The sequence below is a fragment of the Variovorax sp. Soil_C_17 genome (genome assembly GCF_057657265.1).
The window spans coordinates 93,223-110,103 of record NZ_JBDGIT010000006.1 but is presented as its reverse complement, the minus strand read 5'-3'; the positions used below and the strand labels follow the sequence as shown (position 1 = coordinate 110,103).

The 16,881-nt window shown below is 69.9% G+C and carries 17 protein-coding genes; 8 read left to right on the top strand and 9 right to left on the bottom strand.

Going from position 1 to position 16,881, the window contains the following annotated elements; all coding sequences use genetic code 11:
- The first annotated feature begins 8 nt into the window (after positions 1-8).
- The 4 genes from AC3A6Y_RS25335 to AC3A6Y_RS25320 all read left to right on the top strand — a co-directional run bounded on the left by AC3A6Y_RS25335 (position 9) and on the right by AC3A6Y_RS25320 (position 3,319).
- Complete coding sequence (locus AC3A6Y_RS25335; protein ID WP_487871000.1) at positions 9-782, top strand: CDP-alcohol phosphatidyltransferase family protein; 774 nt, start codon at positions 9-11, stop codon at positions 780-782.
- Positions 779-1,369: a YceI family protein gene (locus AC3A6Y_RS25330; RefSeq protein ID WP_487870999.1), complete on the top strand. Its 591-nt coding sequence runs from the start codon at positions 779-781 to the stop codon at positions 1,367-1,369. The genes AC3A6Y_RS25335 and AC3A6Y_RS25330 overlap by 4 nt, the downstream gene beginning before the upstream one ends.
- Positions 1,369-3,030, top strand: a complete 1,662-nt coding sequence (locus AC3A6Y_RS25325; protein ID WP_487870998.1) for a hypothetical protein — start codon at positions 1,369-1,371, stop codon at positions 3,028-3,030. The genes AC3A6Y_RS25330 and AC3A6Y_RS25325 overlap by 1 nt, the downstream gene beginning before the upstream one ends.
- A gap of 70 nt (positions 3,031-3,100) precedes the next feature.
- On the top strand, positions 3,101-3,319 hold the full coding sequence (locus AC3A6Y_RS25320) for a hypothetical protein (protein ID WP_487870997.1): 219 nt from the start codon (positions 3,101-3,103) through the stop codon (positions 3,317-3,319).
- Between the two features lie 22 nt (positions 3,320-3,341).
- On the opposite strand, the gene AC3A6Y_RS25315 is transcribed toward AC3A6Y_RS25320, so the two are convergent.
- From AC3A6Y_RS25315 to AC3A6Y_RS25285, 7 genes are all read right to left on the bottom strand, one after another.
- Positions 3,342-4,349, bottom strand: a complete 1,008-nt coding sequence (locus AC3A6Y_RS25315; protein WP_487870996.1) for an XdhC family protein — start codon at positions 4,347-4,349, stop codon at positions 3,342-3,344.
- Between the two features lie 25 nt (positions 4,350-4,374).
- Positions 4,375-4,980 carry an SRPBCC family protein gene (locus tag AC3A6Y_RS25310; RefSeq protein WP_487870995.1) on the bottom strand — a complete coding sequence of 202 codons (606 nt, stop codon included), beginning with the start codon at positions 4,978-4,980 and terminating at the stop codon, positions 4,375-4,377.
- 17 nt (positions 4,981-4,997) lie between these two features.
- Complete coding sequence (locus AC3A6Y_RS25305; RefSeq protein WP_487870994.1) at positions 4,998-6,191, bottom strand: vWA domain-containing protein; 1,194 nt, start codon at positions 6,189-6,191, stop codon at positions 4,998-5,000.
- A gap of 27 nt (positions 6,192-6,218) precedes the next feature.
- Positions 6,219-7,118: an AAA family ATPase gene (locus AC3A6Y_RS25300; RefSeq protein ID WP_487870993.1), complete on the bottom strand. Its 900-nt coding sequence runs from the start codon at positions 7,116-7,118 to the stop codon at positions 6,219-6,221.
- A 135-nt stretch (positions 7,119-7,253) separates the two neighbouring features.
- Entirely contained in the window at positions 7,254-8,045 is a 792-nt protein-coding gene (locus AC3A6Y_RS25295) for an FAD binding domain-containing protein (RefSeq protein ID WP_487870992.1), read from the bottom strand.
- 17 nt (positions 8,046-8,062) lie between these two features.
- The gene (locus tag AC3A6Y_RS25290; protein ID WP_487870991.1) at positions 8,063-10,507 is read right to left on the bottom strand and encodes a xanthine dehydrogenase family protein molybdopterin-binding subunit; all 2,445 of its coding nucleotides are present in this window, start codon (positions 10,505-10,507) and stop codon (positions 8,063-8,065) included.
- A 119-nt stretch (positions 10,508-10,626) separates the two neighbouring features.
- Positions 10,627-11,118: a (2Fe-2S)-binding protein gene (locus AC3A6Y_RS25285; RefSeq protein WP_487870990.1), complete on the bottom strand. Its 492-nt coding sequence runs from the start codon at positions 11,116-11,118 to the stop codon at positions 10,627-10,629.
- Between the two features lie 118 nt (positions 11,119-11,236).
- Between AC3A6Y_RS25285 and AC3A6Y_RS25280 the strand changes: the two genes are divergently transcribed.
- Together AC3A6Y_RS25280 and AC3A6Y_RS25275 are read left to right on the top strand one after the other, a co-directional pair.
- Positions 11,237-12,433 carry a helix-turn-helix domain-containing protein gene (locus tag AC3A6Y_RS25280; protein ID WP_487871181.1) on the top strand — a complete coding sequence of 399 codons (1,197 nt, stop codon included), beginning with the start codon at positions 11,237-11,239 and terminating at the stop codon, positions 12,431-12,433.
- Positions 12,434-12,551: 118 nt separating this feature from the next.
- Positions 12,552-12,878, top strand: a complete 327-nt coding sequence (locus tag AC3A6Y_RS25275; protein ID WP_487870989.1) for a thioredoxin family protein — start codon at positions 12,552-12,554, stop codon at positions 12,876-12,878.
- Positions 12,879-12,982: 104 nt separating this feature from the next.
- Here the strand turns inward: AC3A6Y_RS25275 and AC3A6Y_RS25270 are convergent, their stop codons facing one another.
- Together AC3A6Y_RS25270 and aspA are read right to left on the bottom strand one after the other, a co-directional pair.
- On the bottom strand, positions 12,983-13,309 hold the full coding sequence (locus tag AC3A6Y_RS25270) for a hypothetical protein (RefSeq protein ID WP_487870988.1): 327 nt from the start codon (positions 13,307-13,309) through the stop codon (positions 12,983-12,985).
- 73 nt (positions 13,310-13,382) lie between these two features.
- On the bottom strand, positions 13,383-14,804 hold the full coding sequence (gene aspA / locus AC3A6Y_RS25265; RefSeq protein WP_487870987.1) for an aspartate ammonia-lyase: 1,422 nt from the start codon (positions 14,802-14,804) through the stop codon (positions 13,383-13,385).
- Between the two features lie 345 nt (positions 14,805-15,149).
- Between aspA and AC3A6Y_RS25260 the strand changes: the two genes are divergently transcribed.
- Together AC3A6Y_RS25260 and AC3A6Y_RS25255 are read left to right on the top strand one after the other, a co-directional pair.
- The gene (locus AC3A6Y_RS25260; RefSeq protein ID WP_487870986.1) at positions 15,150-15,602 is read left to right on the top strand and encodes a carboxymuconolactone decarboxylase family protein; all 453 of its coding nucleotides are present in this window, start codon (positions 15,150-15,152) and stop codon (positions 15,600-15,602) included.
- Positions 15,603-15,664: 62 nt separating this feature from the next.
- Positions 15,665-16,879, top strand: coding sequence for a DUF418 domain-containing protein (locus tag AC3A6Y_RS25255; protein ID WP_487870985.1), 1,215 nt, complete (start codon positions 15,665-15,667; stop codon positions 16,877-16,879).
- The last annotated feature ends 2 nt before the right edge of the window (positions 16,880-16,881 follow it).

Sequence of the window (16,881 nt, the reverse complement as noted above, 5' to 3'; positions counted from 1 at the left end):
TTAAGACCATGCTCACGCGATCCTCCGATGTGCCCGCGGCCGGCGCCGAACGGCTGGCCGCGCTGCGGCGCGACGCCTGGCGCGAGGCCCTGCCCTGCTTCCTGCTGCTGGCCGCGCTGGCCGCCCTGGTGGGTCGCCTGGGCGAGTTCGGGCCGTGGTTCCAGCTCAAGGCGCTGGCCGTGTTCGCGGCGGCCTTCGCGCTGGTGCTCGGAGGTCTCGCCGCCCACGCACCGAACGCGCGCTTCGGCGCCGCCAATCGCGTGACGCTGGGGCGCCTGGCGCTGATTGCGCTGCTGGCCGCCCTGGTCGGCGAGGTCGTCGCCGATGCCGTCGCCTGGGGCTGCATCACGGTCGCCACCGGCGCCGCGCTGCTCGATGCACTCGACGGCCCGCTCGCGCGCCGCGGCGGCCTCGCCAGCGATTTCGGCGCGCGCTTCGACATGGAGACCGACGCGCTGCTGGTGCTGGTGCTGTCGCTGCTGGTGCTTCATTTCGGCAAGGCCGGCGCATGGGTCCTGGCCGCGGGCCTGATGCGCTATCTCTTCGTGCTGGCCGCGCTGCCCTGGCCGTGGCTGGGGCGCGCACTGCCGCCCAGCCAGCGCCGCAAGACGGTGTGCGTGGTGCAGATCGCCAGCCTGATCGTGTGCCTGTGCCCGATCATCGCGCTGCCCTGGAGCCGAGGCCTCGCGGCCGCGAGCCTGGCGCTGCTGGCGGCGTCGTTCGCGATCGACATCGCTTGGCTGGTGCGCCATCGACAACTCTCACTGGAAACCGCGACATGAAAGCTCCCGCCGTGCGCACGCTCTGCGCCACCTTCCTGCTGGCCCTCGCCGCGCTCTCCGCGCGCGCCGAGCCGGCCCGCTACGAGCTCGACCCGGAGCATCTCACCGCGGCCTTCCTGGTCGACCACATCGGCTACGCCAAGGTGCTGGGCCTGTTCCGCGCCGCGCGCGGCAGCTACAGCTTCGACGAAGCCAGCGCCGCGCTCAGCCAGGTGCGCATCGAGATCGACACGCAGAGCGTGTTCAGCAACTACGCCAAGCGCGATCAGCACCTGAAGAGCGCGGACTTCCTCAACAGCGCCGAGTTTCCGCGCATGGTGTTCACCGCGGCCGGCGCCAAGCGCACCGGCGAGCGCACTTTCGAGATCGCGGGCCAGCTCGAGCTGCTGGGCCGCTCGCAGCCGCTCACCCTCAACGCGACCTGGAACAAGAGCGGCACCTCGCCCATCGACAAGTACTACATCATGGGCGTGTCGGCGCGCGGCAGCTTCAAGCGCAGCGCCTACGGCATGCGCTACGGTGTCGACAACGGCTGGGTCGGCGACGAGGTGGCGCTGATCATCGAGTTCGAGGCCAGGCGCAAATGATGACGAGCGCACAGCGGTCCTCGATGCCCCCGCCGGGCTGGGGCCGCTGGCTGGCGCACATCGCCTTGCCGCTGCTGCTGCTCAACGCGCTGCTGACGCTGGAGAACCACGGCCCCGGGCTGTGGCCGCGCCCGGCGCTGCGGCTGTCCTTCGAGCTGGTCGTGACGCTGGTGGCGCTCGCGGGCTGGGTGGCCTGGCGCGGCCAACCCCGAACGCGCGCGCTGCGCCTGCTGGCCGCCGCGAGCGCCTGCTGGATCGTCGCGCGCTACCTCGATGTCACGGTGTCGGCCGTGTTCGGCCGGCAGCTCAACCTTTACTGGGACAGCCGCCATGCGCTGGAGGTGCTGCGCATGGGCGAGTTCCCGGCCTGGCAGATCGGCCTGGGCGTGTTGGCCGTGCTGGCCGTGCCGCTGCTGCTGTACGTGGTGGCGCTGCGCTGCTGGCGCGTGGCCGCACAGGCCCTGGCCTGGCCGCGGCCGCGGCCCGTGATCGGGCTGGCCGGCCTGCTGCTCGGCGGCTGTTTTGCGGCGCACGGCATCGGCGGGCGCGACACGCGCTGGTTCTTCTCCATGCCGGTGGCGCCGATCCTCGCCCACCAGGCCGGCGTGCTGGCGGGCCAATTGCTGCCCGGCCAGGCGAGTGCGCGGCTCTCGCCCAGCCCCGACTTCGCGCAAGGCAGCCTCGCCGGCCTGCGCGGTGCCGACGTGCTGCTGCTCTTCGCCGAGTCCTACGGCGCCACCACGCTGGACCATCCGCAGCAGGCCGCCGCCCTCGCGCCGCGGCGCGCGGCCTTCGCGCAGGCGCTCGCGGCCGGCGGCCTGCAGGTGGTGTCGGCACGGGTGCGCTCGCCCACCTACGGGGGCGCGTCGTGGCTGGCCCATGCCGAACTGCTGAGCGGCGTGGACATGCAGGACCCCGGCGCCTACGAGCTGCTGCTGGCCACGCAGCGCCCGACGCTGGTGCGCCACTTCCGAGCCCATGGCTGGCGCACCGTGAACTGGATGCCCGGCCTGCAGCGGCCCTGGCCGGAAGGCAGCTTCTACGGCTACGACCGCTATGGCGATGCCAAAAGCATCGGCTACCGCGGGCCGGCCTTCGGCTACTGGCGCATCCCGGACCAGGCCTCGATGGCGTTGCTGCACGCGCAGGAACTGGCCGACCCGCCCGGCGGGCGGGCACCGCGCTTCATGGTCTTCGCGACGCTCGCCAGCCATGCGCCCTTCGGGCCGCTGCCACCCTACGTCACCGACTGGGACCAGCTCGCAGGCAGCGCGGCCTACACCCCGGCCGAGCTGGCGCGCTCGCTGGCCGCGCCGGTTTCGTGGCAGGCGCCGGTGCCGGCCTACATCGAATCCCTGGCCTACACCTTGCAGTGGCTGGGCGACTATCTCGCGCACCGCGCGCCGCGGCAGTTGCTCACCATCGTGATCGGCGACCACCAGCCGCTGGCCAGCGTGAGCGGCGCGGGCGCCTCGTGGGACGTGCCGGTCCACATCATCAGTGCCGATGACGCGCTGCTGCGCCGTTTCGAAGGCCATGGCTTCAAGCGTGGCCTGCTGCCGCACGAGGGGCCCGCGCAGATGCGCATGGAGGCGCTCACGCCCCTGCTGCTCGCCGTCTTCGATGGCGGCCCGATGCGCGTGCCCGGCACAGCCGAATGAGGACGGCCTGCCGGCTGCTTCCGAGCAAAAGTTCATAGCCGCGCGCGGCGTCCTCTGGTACTTTCACCCCATGCGTGCCCTACTCCTTCTCGCCAGCATCGCCGTCCCCGCCACTGCCTGGTGGCTGGGTTCCTTCACCGGTCTGCTGATCGCAGTGGGCGTCTGCTTCGCACTCGCTGCCGCGGTCTTCGCCTTCTCCCGGGCCGGCAAGGAGGCCCGCGAGTCGAAGGAAGTGCAGCGCGCCTTCGGCCGCAGCACCACCTTCCTCGCCGGCCTGCGCGAGCGCTGAACGCGGCGCTCGCGCCGCGCGCTCAGCCGAAGGCCGACTTGGCCACCGCGACCTCGGTCTCGCGCGGCAGCGTCACGCTGTTCTTCACCGCCAGGATCTCCGCCATCACGCTCACCGCAATCTCCGGCGGCGTCTTGCTGCCGATGTAGATGCCGATGGGTCCGCGCAAGCGCGCGAGCGAGGCCTCGGTCTGGTCGAAGTGCTCGATCATCCGCTCGCGCCGCGCCTGCGCATTGCGGCGCGAGCCGATCGCGCCGACGTAGAAAGCCTCGCTCTGCAGCGCCTCCAGCAGGGCCAGGTCATCGAGCTTGGGGTCGTGCGTGAGCGCGACCACGCAGCTGCGGCGGTCGGGCTTGAAGGCGAGCACGGCGTCGTCGGGCATCTCGGTGCTGATGTCGACGCCGGGTGTGGACCAGCCCGTGCGGTACTCGGCGCGCGGGTCGCACAGGGTGACCGCGAAGCCGCTGAACTTGGCCATGGTCGACAGGTATTCGGCCAGTTGGCCGGCACCGATCAGCAGCATGCGGTACTCGGGGCCGAAGGTGTTGACCAGCTCCTGGTCGTTGGCCACGAGCTCGGCCGGCGCGCCCGCCTCGGCCAGCCGCACGGCGCCATCGGCCAGCGAGACCGTGCGCTGCATCAGCCGCCCCTGTTCGAGCGCCTCGACGAGCGTGGCCAGCGAAGCGGCATCGGGGTCGTATTCGAGCAGCAGTTCCAGCGTGCCGCCGCAGGGCAGGCCGAAACGGTGCGCCTCGTCGGCGGTGACGCCGTACTTGACCAGTGCCGGCGGGCCGGAGGGCATCTCGCCCGGCGCCCCGTGGGCGCGGCTGTAGCGGGCGATCAGGTCGTCCTCGATGCAGCCGCCCGAGACCGAGCCGACCACCGCGCCATCCTCCGCCAGCGCCATGATCGAGCCGACCGGCCGCGGCGAGGAGCCCCAGGTGCGCACCACCGTCGTGAGCAGTGCGCGGCGGCCCGCGAGCCGCCAGTCGCGCAGCGTGCGCAGGACCATCACATCCAGGTTTTCCATTCCCGTCTTTCCGTCTTCCGTTGCGCTATTCGCCCGGTTTCTCGCCGCTGCCGGCCTCGGGCGTGTCGTCCTTCTTGCCGAAACCCATCTTGCGCATCAGGCCCGCCATCTTGCCGGTCTTCTCCGCCGGTTCGGCCACGGCCCCCTCCGTGCTCTCGACCGCAGGCGGCGGGCCGTAGCGCGCCTGCATCTCGGCCTCGAAGCGCTTGAAGAAATCGTCGGCCGTCGACTTGGCGGCGCCATCGATCAGCCGCTGGCCCAGTTGCGCGATCTTGCCGCCCACCTGCGCCTGCACCGTGTAGTCGAGCACGCAGGCCGGCGCCCCGGCATCGGCCACCGGCTTGAGCGAGACGCTGGAAGATCCCTTGGCAAAGCCTGCCACGCCGCCCTGCCCCTCGAAGGAGAGCCTGTAGCTGTCGGGCGGCATGATCTCGGCCAGACTGACCTTGCCGTTGAACTTGGCCGAGACCGGGCCGATCTTGACCGCCAGTGCCACGGTGTATTCGTTGTCGCCGGAGGGCTCGAACTTGTCGCAGCCGGGGATGCACTTCTGCAGCGTCGCCGGGTCGTTGAGCGCCTCCCAGGCCTGCTGCTGCGTGATCGGGAGCTGGCGGTTGCCGAGCATTTCCATGGTGGATTCCTTGTTGGTTAGCGGCCGCAGCGCATCAGCGCCGCGAGGCTCGAGGCCAGTTGTTCCAGTGCGTTGAGATTGTGGACCGCGAGCATCGCATCCGCATGGCGGTGCAGCACCGCCGCCCCGCGCGCGAGCGGGGCATAGCCTTCGTAGCGCAGCAGCGGGTTGAGCCACAGCACCCGCCGCGAATGGCGCTTGAGCCACTGAAGCTCTTGCTCCAGCACCTCGGGCTCGCCGGTGTCCAGGCCGTCGCTGATCACCAGCACCAAGGTTCGGCGGCCGGTCAGGCGGCGCGCATGGTTGCGGCGCAGCTCGGCCAGCGAGGCACCCAGCCGCGTGCCGCCGGCGAAATCGGCGATCGCTTCTCCGGCGGCCCCCAGCATCGCGTCGGTGTCGGCGAGTCGGAAGGCCGGCGTCAGGTCCGTCAGCTGCGTGCCGAAGGCGAACACGTCGCGCCGCCCCGCCCGCCGCGTCGCCGCATGCAGGAAGGCCAGCAGCAGGCGCGCGTAGCGCTCCATCGAGCCCGAGACGTCGATCAGCACCAGGAGCGGCAGCGGCTGCGTGCGCGGGGAGAGCCGCGGCAGGCGCAACATCTCGCCGCCGGTGCGGCCGGCCTCGTGCCAGACGCCGGGCCAGTTCATGCGCGAATGCGCACCCGCGTTGCCGGCCGCATGCAGGCGGCGCGCAGCCACGGTCGGCACCGGCAAGGCGACATCGCGCGCCAGCCGCTCGACCAGCCGGTACTCGGCGGCGCCCAGCGCGTTGAAGTCGGCATGGTGCATGCGCTGGCGGTCGCTGGCGGTCATGGCCGCATCGAAGTCCACCTCGCGCTCGGTCCGCGCAGCCTGCACCGGATCGCGCGGCGCCGCCAGCGCCTCGCGCACCCGCGGCCGGCGCTTCGAAGGCTCGGCCTTGCCCTCGGCGCTGGGCAGCATCTGCGCGAGCAGCTTGTTGGCGAGCTCCGGGTCGCGGAACCAGGCATCGAAGAGCTCGCGAAAGACCTCGCGGTCCTGCTCGCGGCTGATCATCACCGCCTCCATCGCGGCCGCAAGATCGGGCCGGCTGTCCACGCCCACCAGCATCGCGGCCTCGGCCGCGAGCGCGATGCGCGCGGAGTCGGTGCGCACGCCCGCGCGGCGCAAGGCGCGGCCGAAGCCGGCCATGTTGTCGGCCAGCTTGCCGCGGCGCGCGTCACCGAGCTGCTGCATGTCGCTACCCGTGAAGACCGACGGTCTTCATGTCCCCGCCTCCTCGGGCTTCAACAGTTCCGAGGCCAGCTCCAGCGTCAGCGCCGCCACGTCGTCGCGCTGCTTGAAGAGGATGCCGGCGGTGTCGACCACGACCTCGGGGTCGAGCGCCAGCGTGTCGAGCGCGATCAGCGCCCGGGCCCATTCGACACTCTCGGCGATGCCGGGCGCGCGCTGGAAGGCGTTCGCGAAGGGCGCGCTGCGCAGCCGCGCCACGAAATCCGCCACCTGCGCCGACAGCCGTTCGCCGGCGCCCGGCGCCTGCGCGCGCACGATGGCCAGCTCGCGCTCGCGCTCCGGGTAGTCCAGCCAGTGGTAGAGGCAGCGGCGCTTGACCGCGTCGTTGAGCTCGCGCGTCCGGTTGCTGGTGAGCAGCGTGACCGGCGGCACCAGCGCACGCACCGTGCCCAGTTCGGGAATGCTCACCTGGTACTCGCCCAGGTATTCGAGCAGGAAGGCCTCGAAGGGCTCGTCGGCGCGGTCCACCTCGTCGATCAGCAGCACCGCGCCGGGCGCCGGCGCCTGCAGGGCCTGCAGCAGCGGCCGGCGGATCAGGTAGTGCGGCTGGTAGACCTCGGCCTCGACGTCGCGGGCGGCGCCGTGCGCCTCGGCCGCGCGCATGTGCAGCAGTTGCGCCGCGTAGTTCCATTCGTAGAGCGCCTCGCGCTGCTCCAGGCCGTCGTAGCACTGCAGCCGCAGCAGTTCGCGCTGCAGGGCGCTCGACAGCGCCTTGGCCAGCTCGGTCTTGCCCACCCCGGGCTCGCCTTCCAGCAGCAAAGGGCGCTGCAGCTTGAGCGCGAGAAAAACCGCCGTCGCGAGCCGCCGGTCGGCGTAGTAGCCGGCCTGCTCGAGGGCCGCGATGACAGAGTCGATGCTGGGAAAAATCATTCTTGAACGCGAAGGACTCAGAAGATCCGCAGAAGTCGCAGACGATACCCGCCGAAGGCTTTCAATGTCTTTTCTGCGCCTTTTGCGCCTTCTGCGAAAGCTTCGCGCCTTGCGCGTTCGGCTCCCGCATCCTCCTCAGCCCAGCGCCTTGCGCACCGCCCGCTGCGTCAGCACGCTGATCAGGTTGGCGCGGTAGGCCGCCGTCGCATGCAGGTCGCTGTTGAGATCGCTCGCATCGATCTTCACGCCGGCCGCGGCCTCGGGGGTGAAGCTCCTGGTCAGCGCCTCTTCGAGCCCCGGGTGGCGGAACACGCCGTTGCCCGCGCCGGTCACGGCCACGCGCACGCCGCCGTCGCCCTGGGTCACGAAGATGCCGACCAGCGGGAAGTTGGAAGCCTTCTGCCGCAGCTTCTCGTAGGCCGCGCGCTTCGGGATCGGGAAGCGGACCGCGGTGATCAGCTCGCCCTCTTGCAGCGCGGTGGCGAACAGGCCCTGGAAGAAGTCGTCGGCCGCGATCTCGCGTTGGTTGGTGATGACGGTCGCGCCCGAGCCCAGCACCGCACTCGGGTAGCAGGCCGAAGGATCGTTGTTGGCCAGCGAGCCGCCGATGGTGCCCATGGCCCGGACCTGGCGGTCGCCGATGTGGTCGGCCAGCCAGGCGAGCGCCGGGAAGGCGGCCTTGATCTCGGCGTCGGCTCCGACGTCGAGATGGCGCGTCATGGCGCCGATCACGAAGGCGTTGCCCTCCTTCTTGATGCCGGCGAGCTCCTTGATGCCGCCGAGGTCGACCAGTTGCTCGGGCGCCGCGAGGCGCAGCTTCATCGAGGCCAGCAGGGTCTGGCCGCCGGCCAGCGGCTTGGCGCCGGCCGCAGCCAGCTTGACCGCATCCGCCACGCTGGCGGGACGTTCGAGGGTAAAGGCGTACATGTTCGATTCCTCCGTGTTCAGGGCGCCGGCCGGCCCTGGGTGCTGGCTGTCAGGGGGGCTTGTTGCGGTTCCTGCGTCGGGCTCACGCTGCCTTTGCGGATCGCTTCCCACACGCGGTGGGGCGAGGCCGGCATGTCGAAGTCCTTGACGCCCAGCGGTGCCAATGCATCGAGCACTGCGTTGATCAGCGCCGGCGGCGAGCCGATGGCGCCGGCCTCGCCGCAGCCCTTGGTGCCCAGCGGGTTGTGCGTGCAAGGGGTGCAGGTGGTGTCCAGCTTGAACATCGGGAAGTCGTGGGCGCGCGGCATGGCGTAGTCCATGAAGCTGCCGGTCAGGAGCTGCCCGCTCTCCGTGTCGTAGACGCAGTTCTCCATCAGCGCCTGGCCCAGGCCCTGCACGATGCCGCCGTGCACCTGGCCCTCGACGATCATCGGGTTGATGATGGTGCCGAAGTCGTCCACCGCGGTGAAGCGGTCGACCTTCACTTCGCCGGTCTCCTTGTCCACCTCCACCTCGCAGATGTAGGTGCCGCCCGGGAAGGTGAAGTTGGTCGGGTCGTAGAAGGCGGTCTCGTCGAGCCCCGGCTCCAGCTTGTCGAGCGGGTAGTTGTGCGGCACGTAGGCCGTCAGCGCCACCTGGCCGAAGGGGATCTTCTTGTCGGTGCCCTTGACGGTGAACTCGCCGTTGGCGAACTCGACGTCGGCATCGCTGGCCTCCATCAGGTGGGCGGCGATCTTCTTGGCCTTGGTCTCGATCTTGTCGAGCGCCTTCATGATCGCCGCGCCGCCGACCGAGATCGAGCGCGAGCCATAGGTGCCCATGCCGAAAGGCACGCGGCCGGTGTCGCCGTGCACCACGTCCACGTTCTCGACCGGAATGCCCAGGCGCGCCGCCACGACCTGCGCGAAGGTGGTTTCATGGCCCTGCCCATGGCTGTGCGAGCCGGTGAACACGGTCACGCTGCCGGTCGGATGCACGCGGATCTCGCCGCATTCGAACAGGCCCGCGCGTGCGCCCAGGGCGCCGGCGATGTTGGAAGGGGCGATGCCGCAGGCCTCGATGTAGCTGGAGTAGCCGATGCCGCGCAGCTTGCCCTTGGCCTCGGTCGCCTTCTTGCGTTCCGCGAAGCCCGCCACCTCGGCCAGCTCCTTCGCCTTGTCCATGGAGGCGTGGAAATCGCCCGTGTCGTACTGCAGCGCGACCGGCGTCTGGTAGGGGAACTGGGTGATGAAGTTGCGCTTGCGGATCTCGTCCTGGCCGAGGTTCATCTCCCAGGCACAGCGCGAGACCAGGCGCTCCAGCAGGTAGGTCGCCTCCGGCCGGCCCGCGCCGCGGTAGGCATCGACCGGCGCGGTGTTGGTGAACCAGGCATCCACCTCGACGTAGATCTGCGGCGTGGTGTACTGGCCCGCCAGCAGCGTGGCGTAGAGGATGGTCGGCACCGCGGTCGAGAAGGTCGACAGGTAGGCACCCAGGTTGGCGTCGGTGTGCACGCGCAGGGCGAGGAACTTGCCGTCCTTGTCCATCGCCATCTCGGCATGGCTCACGTGGTCGCGGCCATGGGCGTCGGACAGGAAGCACTCGGAGCGTTCGGCGGTCCACTTGATGCTGCGGTTGAGCTGCTTCGCGGCCCAGGTCAGCGCCACGTCCTCGGCATAGAGGAAGATCTTGGAGCCGAAGCCGCCGCCCACGTCGGGCGCGATCACGCGGACCTTGTGCTCGGGCAGGCCGAGCACGAAGGCCGTCATGAGCAGGCGTTCGACGTGCGGGTTCTGGTTGGCGACGTAGAGCGTGTACTCGTCGTTGGCGCGGTTGTAGCTGCCGATGGCGACCCGCGGCTCTATCGCGTTGGGCACCAGCCGGTTGTTGACGAGGTCCAGCCTGGTCACGTGCGCCGCCTTGGCGAAGGCCGCATCGACCTGCCCCTTGTCGCCCAGCGTCCACTTGTAGCACTGGTTGTCGGGCGCGGCGTCATGCAGGGTGACGCCGCCGGCCTTCTTCGCCGCGTCCGCCACGCTCACCAGCGCGGGCAGCACGTCGTAGTCGACCTCGATCGCCTCGGCGGCGTTCTTGGCGTTCTCCACCGTATCGGCCACCACGATCGCCACGTGGTCGCCGACGTAGCGCACCTTGCCGATGGCGAGGATGGGATGCGGCGGCTCCTTCATCGGCGTGCCGTCGGGGTTGTTGATGAGCCAGCCGCAAGGCAGCCCGCCCATCTTGCCGTCGATGTCCTTGCCGGTGAAGATGCCCGCCACGCCCGGCATCTTCGAAGCCGCAGCGGTGTCGATGGACTTGATCGCCGCATGCGCGTGCGGCGAGCGCAGGAACACGGCGTGGCTCTGGTTGGCCAGGTTCACGTCGTCGGTGTACTGCCCGGCACCGGTCAGGAAGCGGTAGTCTTCCTTGCGCTTGAGTGCCTCGCCGATGTGCGGCAGCTTCGCGAAGTCGGGTGCGCCCATATTGAATCCTCTTTTCGTTTGGCTAGTGACCCTTCGGGAAACACCGCGGAACCGGCCTTGGCCTTCCTGAGCCCGGCGAAGGGCCGGGCCGCTGGTGTTGCCCCTCGAGGGGGAGACGGCTACACGGAGTGAGCAGGAGACGGGGTGGCCGCCATTTTTTCGCCGCCCATCTGCACGGCCTTGACGATGTTCTGGTAGCCCGTGCAGCGGCACATGTTGCCGTCCAGCAGCTCGCGGATCTCGGTCTCGCTGGCCTTGGGGTGGTGCGTGCACAGATCGATGGCGCTCATCACCATGCCGGGGGTGCAGAAGCCGCACTGCAGGCCGTGGCACTCCTTGAAGGCGGCCTGCATCGGATGCAGCGTGCCGTCAGGCTGCGCGATGCCCTCGATGGTGGTGATCTCGGCGCCGGCCACCTGGGCCACCAGCACGTTGCAGGACTTGACCGCGCGGCCGTTGACGTGAATCGTGCAGGCGCCGCACTGCGCGGTGTCGCAGCCCACATGCGTGCCCGTGAGGTTGAGGCGCTCGCGGATCGCTTGCACGAGGAAGGTGTTGGGAGGCGCATCGACCGTGACCGCGCGGCCGTTGACCGTGAATGAAACCTGCATGTGGCTGTCTCCGTTTTGGTGATGGCTGGGTCCACAGAAGTGAACTCATGGAATGTTGGACGCCGGACAGGTCCACAACCCTAGGCAAAACCCTAGGCGCTTGCGGGTTGTCCTTGAAATTCTCAAAATGAAACATCCTGCCGAGCGGGGCAGTCCCCAGCATGCGTCGAAGGCGACGCCCTCCATCACCATGAGCCCACCTTCAACGCCCCTGCCTGAGCGCTCCCTGACCATTGCCCAGGCGCGGCGCGAATGGATCGAAGGCGAGCCCGCCGGTGCACGCGGCGCCCGCATCGAACCCTGGCTGCTGCGCTCCTGGCAGCGCTGCCTCGCGGCCGGCCACCGGCCGGCGCAGCGGGTGAGCTTCGACCCCGTCCCGCGCCAGGCGATCCAGCGCGTGGCCGAGCGCAACCGGACCCTGCTCGCCGCCGCGCGGCCGGTGCTGGCCCGGCTCTCGCGCGCCATCGCCGACACCCGCTACTTCGCCATCCTGACCGACGCCGAGGGCATCGTGATCGAGGTCGGCGCGCTGCCCGGCGGCAGCGACCCGGCGGACCGCCATGCGCGCGACATCGCGCGCGTCGGCGTCGACCTGTCGGAACGCGCGGTCGGCACCACCGCCATCGGCGCCGCGCTGGCCGAGCACGAATCCGTGTGGCTGCACCGCGGCGAGCACTTCTTCGACGCCACCAGCATCTACAGCTGCGCGGGCGCCCCCCTCTTCGGCCCGCAAGGGGAATGCATCGGTATGCTGGACCTGACCGGCGTGCAGGTGGCCGAGCGCCCCGAACTGCGGCATCTGGCGGCGCAGTCGGCGCGCAGCATCGAGAACGCCCTGGTGCACAGCCATCCCTGCGCGCTGCGGCTGCGCCTGGACTGGCCGGGCTACGGCGCCGGGCCGGGCAGCGAAGGCCTTCTCTGCATCGATGCCGACGGGCGCGTCACCGCCAGCAACACGGTGGCGCGCCAGATGCTTCACCAGCCGCCGGGCGCGGAGGCGACGCCGCACTGCAACGACCTGTTCGCGCTGCCGCCGCAGATGCTCTTCGACGCGGCGCGCCGCGGCGACGCGTTGCTGGAGGTGCCGCTGTGGTCGGGCCTGCGCGTGCAGGCCAGGCCGCAGCTCGCCGACCACCCGGCGCTGCCGCACGCGGCCGGCCCCGAGCGCCCGCGCTTGCGCGACGTCGAGGCCGCGTTGATCCGCCGTGCCGTCGACGATGCGCGCGGCAACGTGGCCGAGGCGGCGCGCGCGCTGGGCATCAGCCGCGCCACCGTCTATCGCAAGCTCGGTGGGAGCCGGAGCAAGGCAGCGTGAGGCCGCCGCGCTGGCTCCTGCGACCGCGCTGGCTCGTGCGCCTCGTCGGCGCAGACCGACGCGAGCCGCCGAAATCCCCGTGCAAGCGCGGCCGGGCCGGCCATTCCAGAATCCCGGCATGAACACGAACTATGCAAGCATCGAGCCCTCCCGTGCGGAGGTCGACGGTCTGTCCGGTCCCACCGTGGTCGAGTTCGGCGCCCCCTGGTGCGGCATCTGCAAGGCGGCGCAGCCGCTGATTGCGAAGGCCCTGGCGGGAACGCAGCCCCTGCGCCATTTGAAGATCGAGGACGGCAGTGGCCGGCCGCTGGGCCGATCGTTCGGCATCAAGCTGTGGCCGACGCTGATCTTCCTGCGCGATGGCCGGGAGGTCGGGCGGGTGGTGCGGCCCACCAGCGTCGATTCGATCTCGGATGAGCTCATGCGGCTTGCCCAGCCTGCCTAGGGGCAGTCGCCGGGCTTGGGGCCCATGGCCGGTGCCCCCACCCCGACGCTCCCCCGCGGGGGCAAGGCAGCCACGCGCCTCGCTTCAGCTTGCGTGCAGGCGCCTCAGAAGTCCTGCACCTGCCACTCGTAGTCGAGCGCCACCTCGCCCAGCAGGCGCAGCCGCGTGCCCGCATCGCCCGACAGCGCCTCCACGATTGTTGCGTTGTAGCCCACCAGAATCGCCTTGGCCTTGTCCGCAAACTCCGGCGCCACCCCCTGGTCCTCGTAGCGGCGCACGTAGGACTGCGCCGCGACGCCGATCACGAAGTACAGCCCCGCGTTGCCCGGGTCATCCTTCATCGCCTGGTAGGCATCCTTCGCCAGCATCTTGAACGAATCGGTGCCTGATTCGGCCCGCTCGAAGCGGGTCGCGGTGTCTTTGAAATTCATCGCTTCCTCGTCAAACTGAATCGGGTGGGCTGCCATGCCTTTCATGGCATTGAAGCAGCCAGGTTGCCGGGCGTCAGCCGGGCTTCTGCGCCTTCTCGTAGGCCCGCGGCTGGGTCAGCACCTCGTGGCGCAGCGCGTCGTCCAGCTCGGCCTCGGTCATCAGCTTGCGCCTGAGCACCACCTCGCGCACGTTGGTGCCGTTGGCATAGGCCTCGGTCGCGACCTCGGTCGCCTGCTTGTAGCCGATGATCGGATTGAGCGCGGTGACCAGCGCGATCGAGCGCTCGATGCTTTCGCGCAGCCGGTCGGGGTTGGCCGTGATGCCCTTGACGCACAGGTCGGCCAGCGTCCTCGAGCCGTTGGTCAGGTGCTTGAAGCTGCGGAACAGGGCGCTCGCGATGATCGGCTCGAAGGCGTTGAGCTGCAGCTGCCCGGCTTCGGCCGCGAAGGTCACGGTCAGGTCGTTGCCGAAGACCTCGAAGCAGACCTGGTTCATCACTTCCGGGATCACCGGATTGACCTTGCCCGGCATGATGGACGAGCCGGCCTGCATCGGCGGCAGATTGATCTCGCCGAAGCCCGAGCGCGGGCCGCTGGAGAGCAGCCGCAGGTCGTTGCAGGTCTTCGACAGCTTGACCGAGATGCGCTTCAGCACGCCGGACAGCTGCACGAAGGCGCCGCAGTCCTGCGTGGCTTCGATCAGGTTGGGCGCCGTGGAAAGATCCAGCCCGGTGATCTTGCGCAGCGCCGCCAGCGCCTTGCCCGCGTACTCGGGATGCGCGGTGATGCCGGTGCCGATGGCGGTGGCGCCGAGATTGATCTCGCGGATCAGGGCCGAGGCCTCGGTCAAACGCGCGATGTCTTCCTCGATCATCACCGCGTAGGTCGAGAACTCCTGGCCCAGCGTCATGGGCACCGCATCCTGCAGCTGGGTGCGGCCGATCTTGAGCAGGTGCGCAAACTCGGTGGCTTTCTCCGCAAAGGCCGAGCGCAGGTGCTCCATGGCGGCGAGCAGCCGCTCGATGGCGAAGCAGGTGGCGATGCGGATCGCCGTCGGGTAGACGTCGTTGGTGCTCTGCGCCATGTTGACGTGCTCGTTGGGGTGCAGGTGCTGGTACTCGCCGCGCTTGTGGCCGAGGATCTCCAGCGCGCGGTTGCACACCACCTCGTTGGCGTTCATGTTGGTGGAAGTGCCGGCGCCGCCCTGGATCACGTCGACCACGAACTGCTCGTGCAGGGCGCCGTGGCGGATCTCCTCGCAGGCCGCCACGATGGCGTCGCGCAACCCGGCGGGCAGCAGGCCCAGCTCGGCATTGGCCTGCGCCGCCGCTTCCTTGACGGAGGCCAGCGCGATCACCAGCTCGGGGAAGGCCGAGATGGTGGTGCCGGAGATCTGGAAGTTCTCCTTGGCCCGCAGGGTGTGGACGCCGTAGTAGGCCTCGTCCGGCACTTCGCGATCACCCAGCAGGTCGTGTTCGATTCGCATCTTGCTCATGGTTGCTCTCCTCGGTGTTGTTTCGGACTCGGCCCTCCAGCACCCAGGGCAGCGTACTGCCGCCCAGGATCGGATGAAGGCTGCCACCGCCGGGCAGTGCGATGTCCTGCGGCACATCGCACCGCGCCCTGCGCAGCATGAGTGTGCTCCCATTCGGAGGCAGGCCAAACAACGCGCGCCGTGGACGCCGGCGAAGGCCTCGAAGCGCTCCAGCACGCCCTCCTCGTGCAACGTCGGCACGCGTGTGCCTTCAGGGCCTGTCACAAACGCGCCCCGCGGCGCGTCTTGAGTGCATGGAGGGCCGCACGGGGCGGCTCTCCGTCGCAACTTTCCAAGGACATTCTCATGACGCACACTGCCCGCATTCCCTTCCACCAGCTCGCGCCCAAGGCCTTCCAGTCCCTGCTCACCCTCTCCGGTGCCGTCCGCAAGGACCTGCTGGGCCATCGCCTGTACGACCTGGTGCTGCTGCGCGTGTCGCAGATCAACGGCTGCGCCTTTTGCATGGACATGCACTGGCAAGACCTGATCAAGCAGGACATCGACGCGCGCCACCTCAACGCCGTGGCCGGCTGGCGCGAGGCGCCCTTCTTCACCGAGCGCGAGCGTGCCGCGCTGGCCTGGGCCGAGATCGTCACGGCCATCCCGAACCGGGACCCGAGCGACGAGGAGTTCGCCAAGCTCAAGGCGCAGTTCTCCGACGAGGAGATCGCCGAACTCGGCTTCACCATCGCGGTGATCAATGCGTGGAACCTGCTCAATGTGAGCTTCCGCAATCCGGTGCCGGAAAAGGCTTGACAGGCTGAGCGCGCCCGCGCCTCGGAGCGCGGCCCAGTGGCCATGGGCTCTACGATCCGCCCATGGCCACCCTCTCATCCGATGCCCACCAGCCGGCGCGCCTGCTCCAGCTCGATGCGCTGCGCGGCTTCGCGCTGGCGGGCATCCTGGTCGTCAACATCGCTTCCTTTTCCTCCGCCTACTACGTCGCAGGCGCACCCGATCCGCACTTCGACAGGCCTGTGGACCACGCCGTGCGCTGGCTGGCCGCCTTCCTGTTCGAGACCAAGTTCTACCTGCTCTTCTCCTTCCTCTTCGGCTACAGCTTCACCCTGCAGATGAGCGCGGCCGGGCACAGCGGCGCGGCCTTCGTGCCGCGCATGCTGCGGCGGCTGCTCGGGCTCGGACTTCTCGGCACTGCGCATGCGATCTGGCTCTATCACGGCGACATCCTCTGCGTGTATGCGGTGCTGGGCCTCGTGCTCCTCGCGGCACGGCACCAGCACGAGCGCCAGGCCTTGCGGCGCGCCTTGGTCCTCACGCTGCTGCCGGCGGTGGTCCTGATCGTCCTGGGCTCGCCGCACATGCGCCCGGGCGAGATGACGGACTTCGCCGCGGCCCTGGCGCGCGCGGAAGCCGCCCAGCAGGCCTGGCTGGGCCCGCCCGCGAGCGTCATCGCGCAGCGCCTGCGCGAGCTGGCCAACAGCTGGTGGGTCGTGGTGCTGATCCAGGGCCCGTGCGCGCTGGCGATGTTCATGGTCGGCTTCGCGGCGGGCCAGCGCCGCGTCTTCGCACACCTCCACGCGTGGCGCGGCCTCCGGCGCCGCTTCGTCACCTGGGGGCTGGCCGTGGGCCTGCCCGGCGCCGTGTTCTACGCGAACGCGACGGCAGGGGGCCTGGGTTCGGGCCGGGAGATCCTGGGGCTGGGCGTGAGCCTCCTGACCGCACCCTTCCTCAGCGCCGCCTACATGGGCCTTGCGCTGATGCTGTTCCAGCGCGACGCCGGTGCGCGCATCGCCCGCGCGCTGGCGCCCGCGGGGCGCATGGCGCTGTCCAACTACCTGCTGCAGTCGCTGGCCTGCGCGCTGATCTTCACCGGCTACGGGCTCGGCCTCATGGGCCGGGTCTCGCCGGGGCTCGGCATGCTGATTGCACTGGGCCTCTTCGCCGGCCAGATGGTGGCCAGCGCGTGGTGGCTGCGCCGCTTCAGCTATGGCCCGGTGGAATGGGTCCTGCGCGCGCTGACGGTCGGCCGCTGGCCGCCGATGCGCAAGACGGCGCAGTGGCCGATGCGCTGAGG